The organism is Brevundimonas sp. (assembly GCF_036732845.1).
Classification (GTDB): Bacteria; Pseudomonadota; Alphaproteobacteria; order Caulobacterales; family Caulobacteraceae; genus Brevundimonas.
Window position 1 is genome coordinate 92,336 of record NZ_DAINBO010000005.1, and the last position, 14,426, is coordinate 106,761.

Consider the following 14,426-nt stretch of genomic DNA (forward strand, 5'->3'; position numbering starts at 1 on the left):
ATTCACGGGAGCCTGAATGACCGCCAAAGTCTGCGTCGTCGCCGCCGGGGGCACCGGCGGCCATATGTTTCCGGCCGAGGCCCTGGCGCGGGAAATGGCCGCGCGCGGCTGGCGCATCGTGCTGGCGACCGATCATCGCGGCGAACGCTACGCCCAGAGCTTCCCGGCCGAGGAACGACTGGCTCTGGACGCCGCCACCGGCTCGGGTCCTCTCGGCCTGTTGAAGGCGGGCGTGGCCATCGGCAAGGGCGTGATCCAGGCGCGCCGCGCCTTTCGTCGTCTGGACGCGGCGGTGGTCGTCGGCTTTGGCGGCTATCCGTCGGCGCCGGCCCTGACCGCCGCCCTGATCGACGGCCTGCCCACCGTGATTCATGAGCAGAATGCGGTGCTGGGCCGCACCAACCGGATGCTGGCGCCGCGGGTCAAGGCGGTCGCCTCGTCCTTTCCGACCCTGGGCCGCGCCAGCCCGGCCGTGGCCGCCCGCGCCCAACTCGTCGGCAGTCCGGTTCGCGCCGAGATCGCCGCCCTGATGAACCGGGCCTATGCGCCGCCGACGCCGAATGGGCCGATCGAGATCCTGGTCACTGGCGGCAGCCAGGGCGCGCGCCTGTTGTCCGAAGGCGTCCCGGCCGCCCTGGCCCGCCTGCCCGCCGATCTGCGCGGGCGCCTGAAGGTGCGCCAGCAGACCCGGCCCGATGTGCTGGAGGCCGCGCGCCAGACCTATCTGGAGGCCGGGATCGAGGCCGAGACCGCGCCCTTCTTCCGTGACATGGCGGCCCTGTTGTCGAGCGCGCATCTGGTCATCGGCCGGGCGGGCGCCTCGACCTGTTCCGAACTGGCGGTGGCGGCCCTGCCGTCGGTGCTGATCCCGCTGAAGATCGCCACCGACGATCATCAGACGCTGAACGCCGCCGCCCTGAGCGGGGCGGGCGCCGCCGTGGTCATCGCCGAGGACGCCCTGACGCCGGAACGCCTGGCCGATGTCGTCCAGCCCCTGCTGGCCGATCCGTCGCGCCTGGCCGCCATGTCCGCCGCCGCCCGCACCGCCGCTATTCCTGACGCCGCGCGCCGCCTGGCCGATCTGGTCGAGGCGACGGCCGCCTAGTCCGCCAGGTGCGCCCGGCCCAGGGTCACGGCCGCCTCCACGGTGACCGCATCGGCCGCCCGCGGCGGCTCTGTCGCACAGGCCACGGCGGCCAGCTCGGCCGCGTCGCCGCCGCGCGCGAGGGGCTGGGGCCGGTTGTCTATCGGCATGGCCGGGCCTTCCTGTCCGCCGACGGCGACCGAGGCGAAGTCCAGGCGGTCGGCGGTTCCGGCCGCGCAATCGAACCGCCACCACGACCAGCCGCCCCAATAGGCCTGGCCGCCCGCCGTAAAGTCCGTCTCGGCGACCTGAAAGGCCCGCATCCGCGCCCCGTCGCCCTCGCGCGTGATCGAGGCGGCGTCGGCGAACATGGCCCAGCGTCCGACGCCGGTCAGGACCAGGTGCGGCGGGGCCTGCAGCAGGGCGGCGGCGGCCAGGACGACGGCGATCACGCCGCCACCATCCGCTCGGCCTGGCTCAGATCGACGCTGACCAGTTGCGACACGCCGCGCTCGGGCATGGTCACGCCATACAGACGATCCATCCGGCTCATGGTCACCGGATTGTGGGTGATGACGATGAAGCGAGTGTCGGTGCGTTTGCGCATCTCGTCCAGCATTCGGCAGAAGCGGTCGACGTTGGCGTCGTCCAACGGGGCGTCCACCTCGTCCAGCACGCAGACGGGCGCAGGGTTGGCCAGGAAGACGGCGAAGATCAGGGCCGCCGCCGTCAGGGCCTGCTCGCCGCCCGACATCAGGCTCATGACCGACAGCCGCTTGCCCGGCGGGCAGGCGTAGATCTCCAGCCCGGCCTCCAGCGGATCGTCGGATTCGACCAGTTTCAGCTCGGCCTGGCCGCCGCCGAACAGGGCCTCGAACAGGGCCTTGAAGTTGTCGTTGATGATGTCGAAGGCGGCGATCAGCCGTTCGCGGCCTTCGGCGTTCAACTCGTCGATGCCGTCGCGCAGCTTGGCGATGGCCGATGTCAGGTCGCTGCGCTCCTCGCGCATGGCGTTCAGGCGGTCGCCGTATTCGACGGCCTCCTCCTCGGCGCGCAGGTTGACGGCGCCCAGGGCGTCGCGCTCGCGCTCCAGCCCATACAGCAGGCTCTCGGCCCCGGCGGCGTCCGGCGGGCGGGCGATGGCGTCGTCGTTCAGCTTCTGGCCCAGTTCCTCGGGCGACATCTGCGCCGTCTCGCGCACCTGGTTCGAGGAGTCCAACAGGCGGTCGGCGGCGGCCTCGGCGCGGGCGGACAGACCGGCGCGGGCCTCACGCGCCTGGCTGGCGGCGGTCTCGGCGGCGCGGCCGGTGCGGTCAGCCTCGGCGGCCTCGGCTTCGACCACCGACAAGGCGTCGGCGGCGGCCGAGCGGCGGGTCTCGGCGGCGGTCAGCGTATCCAGCAGCTTGCCGCGCTGCTCGGCGAAACCGGCGGGCGCGGTCTCGGCCAGGGTCTTTTGCTGAGCGGTCTTTTCCGCGTCCTTGTCCAGCGTCGTGACGCGAGCGCGGGCGTCCTTGGCCCGGTTGGCCCAGCCGTCGCGTTCGCGCGTCAGGCCTTCGAGCCGCGAGGTGCGGGCGACCCCTTCGCGCGCCTCGGCGTCGCGTTCGGCGCGGGCGGCGGCGGCGGCGGCGCGGGCGGTCTCGGCGGTCTGACGCGCCTGGGCCAGTTCGGCGCGCAGGGCGTCCAGCGTCTCGGACGGCGCCTCGGTCCCGGACGCCTCGACCAGGGCCGTCTGGGCGGCCTCCAGTTCGGCGGTCAGGCGGGTCAAGGTCTCGTCCAGGGCCTGGGCGCGGGCCTCCTTCCTCGCCTGGTCGCGGGTCAGGGCCTCCAGCCGGTCACGCGCGGCGGCGGCCGCCTTGTCCAGCGGGAAGGGCGCGGCGCGGGCGGTCTTCACCATCTCGTCGGCGGCGCGCAGGGCCTCGCCCGCCGCCTTCATCGCCGCCTGAGCTGTCTCCAGCGCGGGCTTGCCCGCGTCGATTTCGGACTCCAGCTCCGACAGCCGGGTGCGCTGGGCCAGGCGCACGGCGGCCGGGCGCGGCGCCTCGGCCCGCTGCACGAAACCGTCCCAGCGATAGAGGTCGCCCTGAACCGTCACCAGCCGCGCCCCGACCGGCAGGGTCCCGGCCAGTTGCGCCGCCTGGTCCCGCGCCGCCACCCCGCACAGCGCCAACCGCGCGGCCAACTGGCCGGGCGCCGCTACATGGGTCGACAGGGGGGCGACGCCCGCGGGCCAGTCCGGCGTCGGCACGGCGGCTCCGGCCCAATAGGCGGCGGCCTTGGCGTCCAGCGCCGCGTCCAGATCGTCGCCCAGGGCGGCGGCCAGGGCGGCCTCATAGCCCTTGTCGGCGCGGACGCTGTCCAGGGCCGGGGCGTGTTCGCGCCGCGCCGTGACCAGCAGTTGGGCCAGGCCGCGCGCCTCGGTCTGCAATCGGCCCAACCGGTCTTCGGCGGCCCGCGCGGTCTGGCGCGCCTCGGCCTCGGCCCGCGCCTTGTCGCCCCGGTCGGTCTCGGCGGTCTCGACGGCGGCGCGCGCGGCGGCGAGCTGGGCCTGGGCGGTCGTCAGCGCCTCTTGGGCCGCCGCGATCTCGGGCGTCTCCAGCGGTCCCAGGGCCTCGCGCTCGCGTTGGGCGGCGGTCTGGGTCTGTTCGGCCCGCGTCACACGCGCCTCGGCGTCGCGCTTGCGGGCGTTCTCGGCCGAGACCCGCGCCTCGACGGCGGCCACGGCGCCCGCCACCCGTTCGACCTCGGCGTCGGCGGCGCGGCGCGCGTCCTCGGCGGCGGCCAGGGCGGCTTCCAGTTCCGGCCCGCGTTCGGGTGCGGCGGCGATCTCGGCGGCCAGGGCCTCCAGGGCGGTCGCGACCCGCGCCAGTTCCCCCTCGGCGTCCGTCGCCATGCCGGTTTCGCGCTCGATGTCGGCGGCGATGCGCGCGGTCTCGGCGGCCAGTCGTTCGATCTCGGCCCGCGCCGCCTGTTCGGCCATGTCCAGCCGGTCGCGCTCCAGACTGGCCCGATGCAGCAGGGCGCCGGCCACCGCATCCTCTTCCCGCGCCGGTTTCAGGGCCTCCTGCGCCTTCAGCGCCGCCGTCTGGGCCGCCGCGGACGCCCCTGCCGTCTCGGCCACGGCGCGATCCGCCGCCTTCAGCTCCTCAGCCGCGGTTTCGGCCGCCACCCGCGCGTCGTTCCAGCGCACATAGAGCAGGGCCGCCTGCAAGGCCCGGATCTCGGCCGAGATCTTCTTGTATTTCTCGGCCTGGCGCGCCTCGCGCTTCAGCCGGGTCAGGGTGGTCTCCAGCTCGCGCCCGATGTCGTCCAGCCGGTCCAGGTTGGTCTCGGCCGCGCGCAGCCGCAATTCAGCCTCGTGCCGCCGGGTGTGCAGGCCCGCGACCCCGCCCGCTTCTTCCAGGATGCGGCGGCGGTTCTGCGGCTTGGCGGCGATCAGCTCCGAAATCTGCCCCTGCCGCACCAGGGCCGGAGAGTTGGCGCCGGTCGAGGCGTCGGCGAACAGCAGTTGCACGTCGCGCGCCCGCACCTCCTTGCCGTTGATGCGATAGGTCGAGCCTTGACCTCGGTCGATGCGCCGCGACACCTCCAGCACCGCCGCGTCGGTGAAGGGCTGGGGCGCGCGCCTCTGGGCGTTGTCGATGGTCAGTTGGACTTCGGCGTGGCTGCGCTGCGGGCGGCCCGCGGCCCCGGCGAAGATCACGTCGTCCATGCCCTGGCCGCGCATGGCCTTGGCTGAATTGGCGCCCATGACCCAACGCAGGCCCTCCAGCACGTTCGACTTGCCGCAGCCGTTGGGACCGACCACGCCCGTCAGGCCCGGCTCGATCTGCACCTCGGTCGGGTCGACGAAGGATTTGAAGCCGACGAGCCTCAGGCGCTGGAACTGCATCGTTCCGGCCTAGCCGCCTTCCGCCGTGCGGATGGCGATTTCCAGCCCGCCCAGCGAGCGGTCGCGGACCATGCGGCCGTTGACGAAGAAGGCCGGGGTGCCGGTGATGCCGGTCGCGGCGCCCGCCGCCACCTCGGCCTCGATGAAGGTCTTGATCTCGGGGCGGGCGACGCAGGCGTCGATCTGGGCGCGGGTGCGTCCGCTGGCGGCCACGCCGGCCGCGTACCATTCGCCCTGGTCGCCGCCGCGCAGCAGGGCCGCCTGACCGGCGAACAGGGCGTGGGCCGTGTCGAAGAATTTCTCGGGCGCCGCGCACCGGGCCAGGGCCGCCGCCGGACCGGACAGTTCGATCGGCGCCGTCGGCATGTTGCGGAACACGAACTTCACCCGCCCCGTATCGACGAAGCGGCGCTTGAACTCGGGCCAGACCAACTCATGCCAGTCGCCGCAGACGTGGCAGGTGAAGCTGGCGTATTCGATCACCGTCACCGGGGCTGAGCGTTGACCCAGCACCCGGTCGTTGGCGTGGACGGGCGGCACGGGCGCGGCGTCCTGGCGCACGGCCGCGGCGGTCCCGATCAGGACCGCGGCCGCCAGCAGGACCCGCGCCAGCCGCTTCATCCGACTATTTCGCCAGTTCGGCTTCAATGGCGCGCGACAGGTCTTCCATCGAGGCGCCTTCGCCGCCCGGCGTGATGATCTCGACGCCGTTGACGAAGAATTTCGGCGTGCCGGTCACGCCCGCGTTCTGGGCGGCGCGGATGCGGCCTTCAAAGGCTTCGATGGCCTTGGGATCGGTGACGCACTGTTCAAACTGCTGCTCGTTCATGCCCACCGCGTTGGCGGTGCGCAGCAGCCAGGCGCGGGGACCGCCGGCGGCCATCTCCTGCTGGCTGCCCATCAACTGGTGCACCACGTCGAAATATTTGTCCTCGCCCGCGCAGCGCGCCAGCAGGAAGCCGGCCGTGGCCACCTCGACCGGCGGGGTCGGCAGTTCGCGGAAGACGTAGCGGACCTTGTTGGTGTCGACATAGCGGGTCTTGAACGCCGGCCAGACTTGCTCCTGCCAGGCGGCGCAGTGCGGGCAGGTGACCGAGGCGTATTCGACCACCGTGACCTTGGCGCCCTCGGCGGCGCCCAGGGCCATGTCGCCTTCCGCCACGGCGTTCTTGCCGCCGCCGCAGCCGGCCAGAGCCGCCATCGTCGCCAGGGCCGCGGCCGTCATCGCCGCGCGGCGGCTCATCGAAGCGTATCGGGTCATGGGTCTTCCTCGGGTTTCGTGGATCATCGCGCGATTCCCCCACGGACGCGCGCGCTCAAGGTTTCAACAGTCGAGAACAGGTGCGGCGACTTTTTGTCAACGTCGCGAGTGGTCGCGGCTTTCACCCAGCACCGCCCGCCCCAGCTTCTGCAACGCCGCCTTCAGCCCCTCGGGCGCCGGTTCGACGGCGCGGGCCAGCTCGGCCTCGGTCTCGGCGGGCAGGGGCGGGGGCTTGGACGGGCGGCGCGGCTTGGACGCCGCCTCGGCCGACGGTTTCACCGGTCCCTGGGCGATCCTCAGCTTGTCGACCGACCCGGCGCCCAGGAACAGGTTCACCCGGCTCAGGATTTCCGCCGACTGATGCTGGACCAGCAGGGCCGCGGGTCCCGCCACGCGCAGCTCCAGCACCCCGCCGCTTCCGCCGCGGCCCTTGATCAGCTTCTGCGGGCGGGTGACGCGGGCGAGCTGGTCGCCGACGATCTCGCGCCAGCGCGGCTCCAGCGCCCCGGCGCCGCGCCCGAACTTTTCGTCCAGCCCCTTCACCAGCCCTTGCAGATGCCGCCCGGCCTTGGGCGCCGGGCGCGGCGCCGGGCGCGTCTTGCGGCGCGACAGGATCTCGCGGACCTCGGCTTCGGTGGGCAGGGTGCGGCGCATGGCTTCCTTCTAGACCCGACGACGGGGTAGGGGGAGGGGGCATGGACGTTCCCGCCCTCCGCGCCGCATTGTTGACCTGGTACGACGCCGAGGCGCGCGGCCTGCCGTGGCGGTCGCCGCCGGGGTCCGGCCGCCGGACGGAACCCTATCGGGTCTGGCTGTCCGAGGTGATGCTGCAACAGACCACCACGGCGCACGCCGCGCCCTATTTTCACGCCTTCACCGGCCGCTGGCCGACGGTCGCCGACCTGGCCGCCGCGCCGGACGCGGATGTCATGGCCGCCTGGGCGGGCCTGGGCTACTACGCCCGCGCCCGCAACATGCTGAAGGCCGCCCGCGCCGTGGCGGCCGATAACGGCGGGGTCTTTCCCGACACCGAGGCGGGTCTGCTGGCCCTGCCGGGGGTGGGCGCCTATACCGCCGCCGCTGTCGCCGCCATCGCCTTCGGCCGGGCGTCCAATGTGGTGGACGGCAATGTCGAACGGGTCATGGCGCGGCTGTTCGCGGTCGAGACGCCGCTGCCCGCCGCCCGGCCCGAACTGCGCCGCCTGGCCGCGTCGCTGGTCGCCGATGATCGGCCGGGCGACTGGGCGCAGGCCCTGATGGACCTGGGCGCCGTGATCTGCCGTCCCAAGTCGCCGTCGTGCGGGCGTTGTCCGGTCTCGGCCTTCTGCGCGGCCTTCAGGACCGGCGATCCCGCCCGCTATCCGTTGAAGGTTAAGACGGCCGACCGCCCCCGCCGCCACGGCGTCGCCTGGGTCATGAGCGACGCCCAGGGCCGCATCGGCCTGGTCCGCCGCCCGGACAAAGGTCTGTTGGGCGGGATGTTGGGCCTGCCGACCTCGGACTGGTCGGTCGCGGCCGCCGACGCCGCGCCGCCCGTGGCCGCCGACTGGCGCGACGCCGGGTCGGTGGAGCACGTCTTCACCCATTTCGCGCTGAGCCTGCGCGTCCATACCGCGCACGTGCATGCGCCCGACCTGATCTGGACCGATGTGGATGACGCCCGCCGCGCCCTGCCGACGGTGTTCAGAAAGGCGCTGGATCGGGGCCTGGGCTGAACCGGCCTACTGCATCCCGGCGCGGATCTGTTCGCGCAGGGCGTCGATCGACTTGAACCCCTGGTCCGACTTGAAGCGCCAATAGGTCCAGCCGTTGCAGGCCGGGGCGTTCTCCAGCAGGGCGCCCAGTTTGTGGATCGAGCCGGTCATGGCCCCGTGCACCAGCGAGCCGTCGGCCCGTACGCGCGCCTCGCGCTCGCCCTTGGGGCAGTACAGCCGGTCGCCGGGCCGCAACAGCCCGGCCTCGACCAGCGCTCCGAACGGCACCTTGGGTTCGGCCCGCTTGGACCCCATGACCGTCAGATCCTCGGGCGCGGCGGGAACCACGGCCTTGATCCGCTTTTCGGCGACCTTGGCGTAGCCTTCGTCGCGCTCGATGCCGATGAAGTGACGGCCCAGCCGCTTGGCCGCCGCCCCCGTCGTGCCGGTGCCGAAGAAGGGGTCCAGCACCACGTCGCCGGGCCGCGTGGCCGCCAGCAGCACCCGGTGCAGCAAGGCCTCAGGCTTCTGGGTCGGATGGGCCTTCTTGCCGTCGGCGTCCTTGATCCGCTCTTCGCCGGTGCACAGGGCCAGGGTCCAGTCGGACCGCATCTGTGTGTCTTCGTTGAAGGCCTTCAGGGCGTCGTAGTTGAAGGTGTAGCGCTTCTGCTCGCGGCTGCGCGCGGCCCAGATCAGGGTCTCGTGGGCGTTGGTGAAGCGCGTGCCCTTGAAGTTCGGCATCGGGTTCGACTTGCGCCAGATGATGTCGTTCAGCACCCAGAACCCCAGGTCCTGGATCGCCGAACCCAGGCGGAAGACGTTGTGATAGCTGCCGATCACCCAGATCGAACCTTCCGGCTTCAGCACGCGGCGGCATTCGCTCAGCCAGGCGCGGGTGAAGGCGTCGTATTCGGCGAAGCTGCCGAACTTGTCCCAGTCGTCGTCGACGGCGTCGACCTTGGAATTGTCGGGCCGCAACAGGTCGCCGCCCAGTTGCAGATTATAGGGCGGGTCGGCGAAGACCATGTCCACCGAGGCGTCGGGCAGCGCGCGCAGCACCTCGATGCAGTCGCCGCGATGGATGACGTCGGTCTTCAGATCGGACATGGCGCGGCCCCGCAAGCTCTACAGAGCCGACACGGTGAATCCTTGTGGTTAAGGCCGGGTTATGCGGGCTGGATCGGAACCCACATTTCGACGCCGCCGCCCGCCGGATCGAAATCGGGACCATAGCGTTCGAACTCCGGGGTCTGGCCGTCCGCCCATCGCCCGTTGTTCGCCAGCCAGTCGTGGGCGGCGGCGATGGTCGTGCGGATGTCGTGGATCGGCCCGGCGTGGACGAACACCGCATAGTGGGCCTGGGGCACGCGCATTCGGCCCTGGTCCGGGTCCAGGGCGTCGAAGCCGTCGACCTGGGCGGCGCACATGTATTCAAACGTCTGGGCGGCCATGTCGGCGGCGCAGACCGCGCCATAGGTGACGTCGCCGACCTGGCCCGGCAGGGGCAGGGACCGGACGAACTCGGCCCAAGCGGCGGGAATGCCCACCGGCGCGTCGCCGAAGCCATAGGTCCGCCGCAGGCCGGCCAGCAGCATCGGCGGATGGCTTTGGAGCCGGTCGGGCGATCGCATCGTCGAATGACCTCAGAAGGGGAAGAAGATCGGAATGGCGACCATGGCCGCGGCCCAGGTGATCAGGTTCAGCGGCAGGCCCACCTTGACGAAGTCCATGTAGGAATAGCCCGCCATCTGATAGACCAGCACATTGGTCTGATAGCCGAACGGCGTGGCGAAGGCGGCCGAGGCGGCCATCATCACCGCCACCAGGAAGGGCCGGGGATCGACGCCCAGGGACCCGGCCAGGGCCACCGCGATCGGCGTCACCAGCACCGCGACGGTGGCGTTGGACAACAGTTCGGTCGCGAACAGGGTCACGCCGTACAGCACGATCAGCGCCGTCAACGGACCAAAGGGGCGCATGACGGTGATCAGCACGTCCGCGCCCGCCTGGGCCAGGCCGGTGACCTCGAAGGCGATGCCGATCACCACCATGCCCGCGATCAGCAGCAATATCTCGGGGCGCAGACCGGCATAGGCCTCTTCCGGCGTCAGGACCCGCAGCAGGATCAGGGCCACCGCCCCGGCAAAGGCGCTGGAGGCGATGGGCGCCCAGCCCAGCCCGGCCACGGCGATGACCAGGACGAACACCGTCAAGGCGATGGCTGAGCGGCGCGGGTCGAAGGGGCGGTCCGCCGCCTGGAACAGCTCCACATGCCCGAGCTGGGCGTCGCCCGAGCCGTCTTCCTGATTGCGGGTCTCGCCCAGCCGCGGCAGGCGGAACCAGAATTTGCGGCGGCGGTTTTCGCGTGCGCGGGCCTCGGCGCGTTCCTGTTCCTCGGCCAGGCGGCGTTGTTCGGCTTCATCGGCCGCGACGCCGGCGCCGAGCTGACGCGACGACACCAAAAACAGCCACAATCCTCCCGTGATCGCCAGGCACAGGCCCACCGGGGTGATCTCGAACAGGCTGAACACCGGCTGGCCGGCGTTGCGCGCCATGTCGTTGACCAGAAGGTTGGTCGAAGTGCCGATCAGCGTCAGCAATCCGCCCAGCACCGTCAGATGGCTGAGCGGCATCAGGAACCGCTTGGGCGACAGCTTCAGCGACTTGGCCACGTCGCGCACCAGGGGCGCGGCCAGAACGACGACCGGCGTATTGTTCAGGAACCCGCCCAGCCCGCCGCAAACCCCCAGCACCGCCCAGATGCCGCTGGACCCGAACCGAGCCGCCAGCTTGGTCGCCTCGCGGATCAACAGGCCCAACAGGCCCGACAGCTCGATGGCGTAGGCGATGACGAACAGGCCGCCCAGGGCGATCAGCGCCGGGCTGGCGAAGGCGCCCTGGACCTCCACCGGCCGCACCACGCCCAGCATCATCAGCACGGCGGCCCCGCTCAGGGCGACGACGTCGGCCCGCATGCGGCCGTGGATCAGAACGCCCACCACGACCACCAGGACAACCAGGGCGGCTATCTGGTCAAAAGTCATGTCCGCCTTCGTGAGCCGTTCGGCCGCCTTGGGTCAAGCGCGGGGACCTTCGCTGGCCTTGCGAGTCGCCGTCGTGTTATGTCTGAACGCATGATTGGGGAACGCACCGACGCCACCCGTCCCAAGCGCGCCGCCGTGGCGACCATGGCCCTGGCCGCTCTCATGCTGGTCCAGTGCAAGCCCGGCGCGGAGCCGGCGTCGGAACCCAGGCCGCCCGAACCGACGACGACGACCCCCGCCGCGCCAGCGCCGGCTCCGACCCTGGCTCGCGCCGAGTTGATCGCCGCCGCGAACGCGGCGGCCGATCACTATGCGTCTGGCGCGCGGGTCGAAGGGACCGATCCCCTGGTCGGCCGGACCTTCTCCATCCGCATTCCCTTCGCCTGCGGGCCGTTGTCTGAAGGCGGCGCGGGGGATCGTCCCGACGGCCTGCCGCGCGCCGGATGGGGACCGGATCGACGCACCATCCAGCTCAGCCTGACGCCCGGCGACTGGACCCAGTCTGCCTTGATGGCCGAACCCAACGCCGCCGCCCGGTGGGAGCAGGTCGAGGGCTTTTGGGCGCCGCGTCCATGGTTGACGGGCGAAAACTGCCCCGCGCTGACCGCCGATCCCCTTCAGGGCGCGCCCCCGGCCGCCACGGTCCAGACCCTGGGCATCGCCGCCGTGTTCGAGGAAGACGCCTCGCGCATCGGTCGTCGCAACGGCCGCGCCTACGCCCATACGGTGCGCGGCGAGGGCGATCAGCCGGTCCAGCGTCCGGCCCAGGGATATCGCCTTCTGCTGGAAGGCCGCGTGGTCGGCTTTCCCACCAGCGGGCGCGCCTTCCGGTGCCGGGCGTCTGGACCCGATCAGCGTCCGGTCTGCGTGATCGCGGTGCAGCTCGATCGCGTGGCCGTCACCCAGGCCGACGGCGCCGTCATGAGCGAATGGCACGGCGCCTGATCGGCGTGACGGTGCGCCCTTTCCAGCCGGGGGGAGAGGCGGCTATGACGCCCGAATGATCCGTCGCCTTCGCCCCGTTCCGTTCGACCTCGGTCCCGTTCATTTCGTCGGCATAGGCGGCATCGGCATGAGCGGCATCGCCGAGATCATGCTGAAGATCGGCTATTCGGTCCAAGGCTCTGACGCCAAGTCCGGCGCCAACACCGAGCGGCTGGAGAAGCTGGGCGCCAAGATCTTCATCGGTCATGACGCCGCCCATGTGGGCGAGGGCGTCTCGGCCGTGGTCTATTCGACCGCCGTCAAGGCCGACAATCCCGAGATGGCCGCCGCCCGCGAACGCCGCATCCCCCTGGTCCGCCGGGCCGAGATGTTGGCCGAACTGATGCGGCTGCAATTCTCGATCGCGGTGGGCGGCACCCACGGCAAGACCACGACGACCTCCATGGTCGCGGCCCTGCTGGACGCGGCGGCCCTGGACCCGACGGTGGTCAACGGCGGCATCATCAACGCCTACGGCACCAACGCCAAGGTCGGCGACGGTGACTGGATCGTGGTCGAGGCCGATGAGTCGGACGGCAGCTTCCTGCGCCTGAAATCCACCGTCGCCATCGTCACCAACATCGACCCGGAGCATCTGGATCACTGGGGCGATTTCGACGGGGTGCGTAAGGCCTTCGTCGACTTTGTCGAGAATATTCCGTTCTATGGCTTCGCCGCCGTCTGTCTGGATCACCCGGAGGTCCAGCGGCTGGTCGCCTCGATCGACAACCGTCGCATGGTCACCTACGGCCTGAACCCCCAGGCCATGGTCCGCGCCGACAACTGCCGCATGGGTCCCGACGGCTGCCGCTTCGACGTGGTGATCCAGGGGCGGGGTTCGACCGCGTCGGACGAGCCGATCCGCATCGAGGACCTGCACCTGCCCATGGCCGGTTGGCACAATGTCTCCAACGCTTTGGCCGCCATCGCCGTGGCCCGCGAGCTGAACGTGGACGAAAGCGCCATCCGCCAGGGCCTGGCCGGTTTCGGCGGGGTCAAGCGGCGCTTCACCACCACCGGGGTCGTCAATGGCGTCCGCGTGGTCGACGACTACGGCCACCACCCGGTCGAGATCGCCGCCGTGCTGAAGGCCGCCCGTCAGGTGGCCCAGTCGCCGGACGGAGAGGGCGAGGGCGCCGGCCGCGTCATCGCCGTGGTCCAGCCGCACCGCTACACCCGTCTGCGCGACCTGATGGACGACTTCTCGACCTGTTTCTCGGACGCCGACAGCGTCATCGTCGCCGACGTCTATCCGGCGGGCGAGGCGCCGATCGAGGGCGTCGACAAACACGCCCTGGTCGAGGGCGTCCGCCGTTACGGCCATCGCCACGTCCAGGCGCTGGAAAGTTCGGCCGTGCTGGCCGAGGTGATCGCGGCCGAGGCCAAGTCGGGCGATCTGGTCGTCCTGTTGGGCGCGGGCGACATCACCGCCTGGGCCTATGCGCTTCCGGCCCAGTTGGAGGCGCTGGCGTGAGCTGGCGTGACCATCTGCCCCCCGTCCGCGGCAAGCTGCTGCGTGACGAACCGCTGGGTCCCTACACCTGGTTCCGTGTCGGCGGGGCGGCGGACGCCCTGTTCATTCCGGCCGACGCCGGCGATCTGAGCGATTTTCTGAAAGCGTTGGATTCCCGCGTCTCGGTGACGGTGCTGGGCGTCGGCTCCAATGTCATCGTGCGCGACGGCGGGGTCGAGGGGGTGGTCATCCGCCTGGCCGGACGGCCGTGGGCGCAGGTGACGGCGGACGGCGACACGATCACGGCGGGCGCGGGCGCGCTCGACTCCATGGTGGCCAAGGCCTCGGCCAAGGCCGGTCTGGCGGGTCTGGAGTTCTATGCGGGCATTCCCGGAACCATCGGCGGCGCCCTGACCATGAACGCGGGTTGCTACGGCGCCGAGACGAAGGACGTGCTGGTCTCGGCCTGGGGCCTGAACCGGGCGGGCGAGCGCGTGGACTATGCGCTGGCCGACTTCGGCTACACCTACCGCCATTCCCAGGCGCCCGCCGACATCCTGTGGGTCGAGGCCGTCTATCGCGGAACGTCGGACGCGCCCGAGGCGGTCCAGGCCCGCATCGACGAAATCACCAGCCGCCGCGAACAGACCCAGCCGATCCGCGACAAGACCGGCGGCTCCACCTTCAAGAACCCGCCCGGCCATTCGTCCTGGAAGCTGGTCGATGAGGCTGGCTGGCGCGGCAGGCTGCACGCCGTAACCGGCGGCGGCGCCATGTTCAGCGACCTGCACGCCAACTTCATGATTAACCCCGGTGAAGCGACCGCCGCCGACATCGAGGGTCTGGGTGAGGCGGTGCGCGCCGACGTCCTGAACAAGACCGGCGTCCAGTTGGACTGGGAGATCAAGCGGATCGGGCGGCCAGTCTGAAATTCCCGCGCCATGGGCGGTTGGTAAACCCGGCGTAAACCAACCTTCGGCGATCAAGGCGGCTCGCGCCCGTTTCCGAGTCCCGCAT

Annotated in this window: 13 protein-coding genes; 5 read left to right on the plus strand and 8 right to left on the minus strand. The window is 71.3% G+C overall.

What is annotated here, in order from left to right:
* Nucleotides 1–16: 16 nt before the first annotated feature.
* Complete coding sequence (gene murG, locus V7D63_RS03385; protein ID WP_333590843.1) at nucleotides 17–1,105, plus strand: undecaprenyldiphospho-muramoylpentapeptide beta-N-acetylglucosaminyltransferase; 1,089 nt, start codon at nucleotides 17–19, stop codon at nucleotides 1,103–1,105.
* Here the strand turns inward: murG and V7D63_RS03390 are convergent.
* From V7D63_RS03390 to V7D63_RS03410, 5 genes are all read right to left on the minus strand, one after another.
* Nucleotides 1,102–1,536 carry a hypothetical protein gene (locus V7D63_RS03390; protein ID WP_333590844.1) on the minus strand — a complete coding sequence of 145 codons (435 nt, stop codon included), beginning with the start codon at nucleotides 1,534–1,536 and terminating at the stop codon, nucleotides 1,102–1,104. The genes murG and V7D63_RS03390 overlap by 4 nt on opposite strands.
* Nucleotides 1,533–4,973 (minus strand): chromosome segregation protein SMC, encoded by a 3,441-nt coding sequence (smc, locus tag V7D63_RS03395; protein WP_333590845.1) that lies wholly within the window; start codon nucleotides 4,971–4,973, stop codon nucleotides 1,533–1,535. Before smc ends, V7D63_RS03390 begins: the two co-directional genes overlap by 4 nt.
* A 9-nt stretch (nucleotides 4,974–4,982) precedes the next feature.
* Nucleotides 4,983–5,594 (minus strand): thioredoxin domain-containing protein, encoded by a 612-nt coding sequence (locus V7D63_RS03400; RefSeq protein WP_333590846.1) that lies wholly within the window; start codon nucleotides 5,592–5,594, stop codon nucleotides 4,983–4,985.
* 4 nt (nucleotides 5,595–5,598) lie between these two features.
* Nucleotides 5,599–6,234 carry a DsbA family protein gene (locus V7D63_RS03405; protein ID WP_333590847.1) on the minus strand — a complete coding sequence of 212 codons (636 nt, stop codon included), beginning with the start codon at nucleotides 6,232–6,234 and terminating at the stop codon, nucleotides 5,599–5,601.
* Between the two features lie 96 nt (nucleotides 6,235–6,330).
* Complete coding sequence (locus V7D63_RS03410; protein WP_333590848.1) at nucleotides 6,331–6,888, minus strand: DUF721 domain-containing protein; 558 nt, start codon at nucleotides 6,886–6,888, stop codon at nucleotides 6,331–6,333.
* Between the two features lie 41 nt (nucleotides 6,889–6,929).
* On the opposite strand from V7D63_RS03410, the gene mutY reads away from it, so the two are divergent.
* Entirely contained in the window at nucleotides 6,930–7,949 is a 1,020-nt protein-coding gene (mutY, locus tag V7D63_RS03415; protein WP_333590849.1) for an A/G-specific adenine glycosylase, read from the plus strand.
* A gap of 6 nt (nucleotides 7,950–7,955) precedes the next feature.
* On the opposite strand, the gene V7D63_RS03420 is transcribed toward mutY, so the two are convergent.
* Genes V7D63_RS03420 through V7D63_RS03430 form a run of 3 tightly spaced genes read right to left on the minus strand, consistent with a single transcriptional unit; the run spans nucleotide 7,956 to nucleotide 10,972 of the window.
* The gene (locus V7D63_RS03420) at nucleotides 7,956–9,035 is read right to left on the minus strand and encodes a site-specific DNA-methyltransferase (protein ID WP_333590850.1); all 1,080 of its coding nucleotides are present in this window, start codon (nucleotides 9,033–9,035) and stop codon (nucleotides 7,956–7,958) included.
* Between the two features lie 59 nt (nucleotides 9,036–9,094).
* Nucleotides 9,095–9,559: a GyrI-like domain-containing protein gene (locus V7D63_RS03425; RefSeq protein ID WP_333590851.1), complete on the minus strand. Its 465-nt coding sequence runs from the start codon at nucleotides 9,557–9,559 to the stop codon at nucleotides 9,095–9,097.
* Between the two features lie 12 nt (nucleotides 9,560–9,571).
* Nucleotides 9,572–10,972: an SLC13 family permease gene (locus V7D63_RS03430; protein WP_333590852.1), complete on the minus strand. Its 1,401-nt coding sequence runs from the start codon at nucleotides 10,970–10,972 to the stop codon at nucleotides 9,572–9,574.
* A 90-nt stretch (nucleotides 10,973–11,062) separates the two neighbouring features.
* Between V7D63_RS03430 and V7D63_RS03435 the strand changes: the two genes are divergently transcribed.
* Genes V7D63_RS03435 through murB form a run of 3 tightly spaced genes read left to right on the plus strand, consistent with a single transcriptional unit; the run spans nucleotide 11,063 to nucleotide 14,338 of the window.
* On the plus strand, nucleotides 11,063–11,917 hold the full coding sequence (locus V7D63_RS03435) for a hypothetical protein (RefSeq protein WP_333590853.1): 855 nt from the start codon (nucleotides 11,063–11,065) through the stop codon (nucleotides 11,915–11,917).
* Nucleotides 11,918–11,972: 55 nt separating this feature from the next.
* Entirely contained in the window at nucleotides 11,973–13,430 is a 1,458-nt protein-coding gene (gene murC, locus V7D63_RS03440) for a UDP-N-acetylmuramate--L-alanine ligase (RefSeq protein WP_333590854.1), read from the plus strand.
* Nucleotides 13,427–14,338, plus strand: a complete 912-nt coding sequence (gene murB, locus V7D63_RS03445) for a UDP-N-acetylmuramate dehydrogenase (protein WP_333590855.1) — start codon at nucleotides 13,427–13,429, stop codon at nucleotides 14,336–14,338. The genes murC and murB overlap by 4 nt, the downstream gene beginning before the upstream one ends.
* Nucleotides 14,339–14,426: the final 88 nt, after the last annotated feature.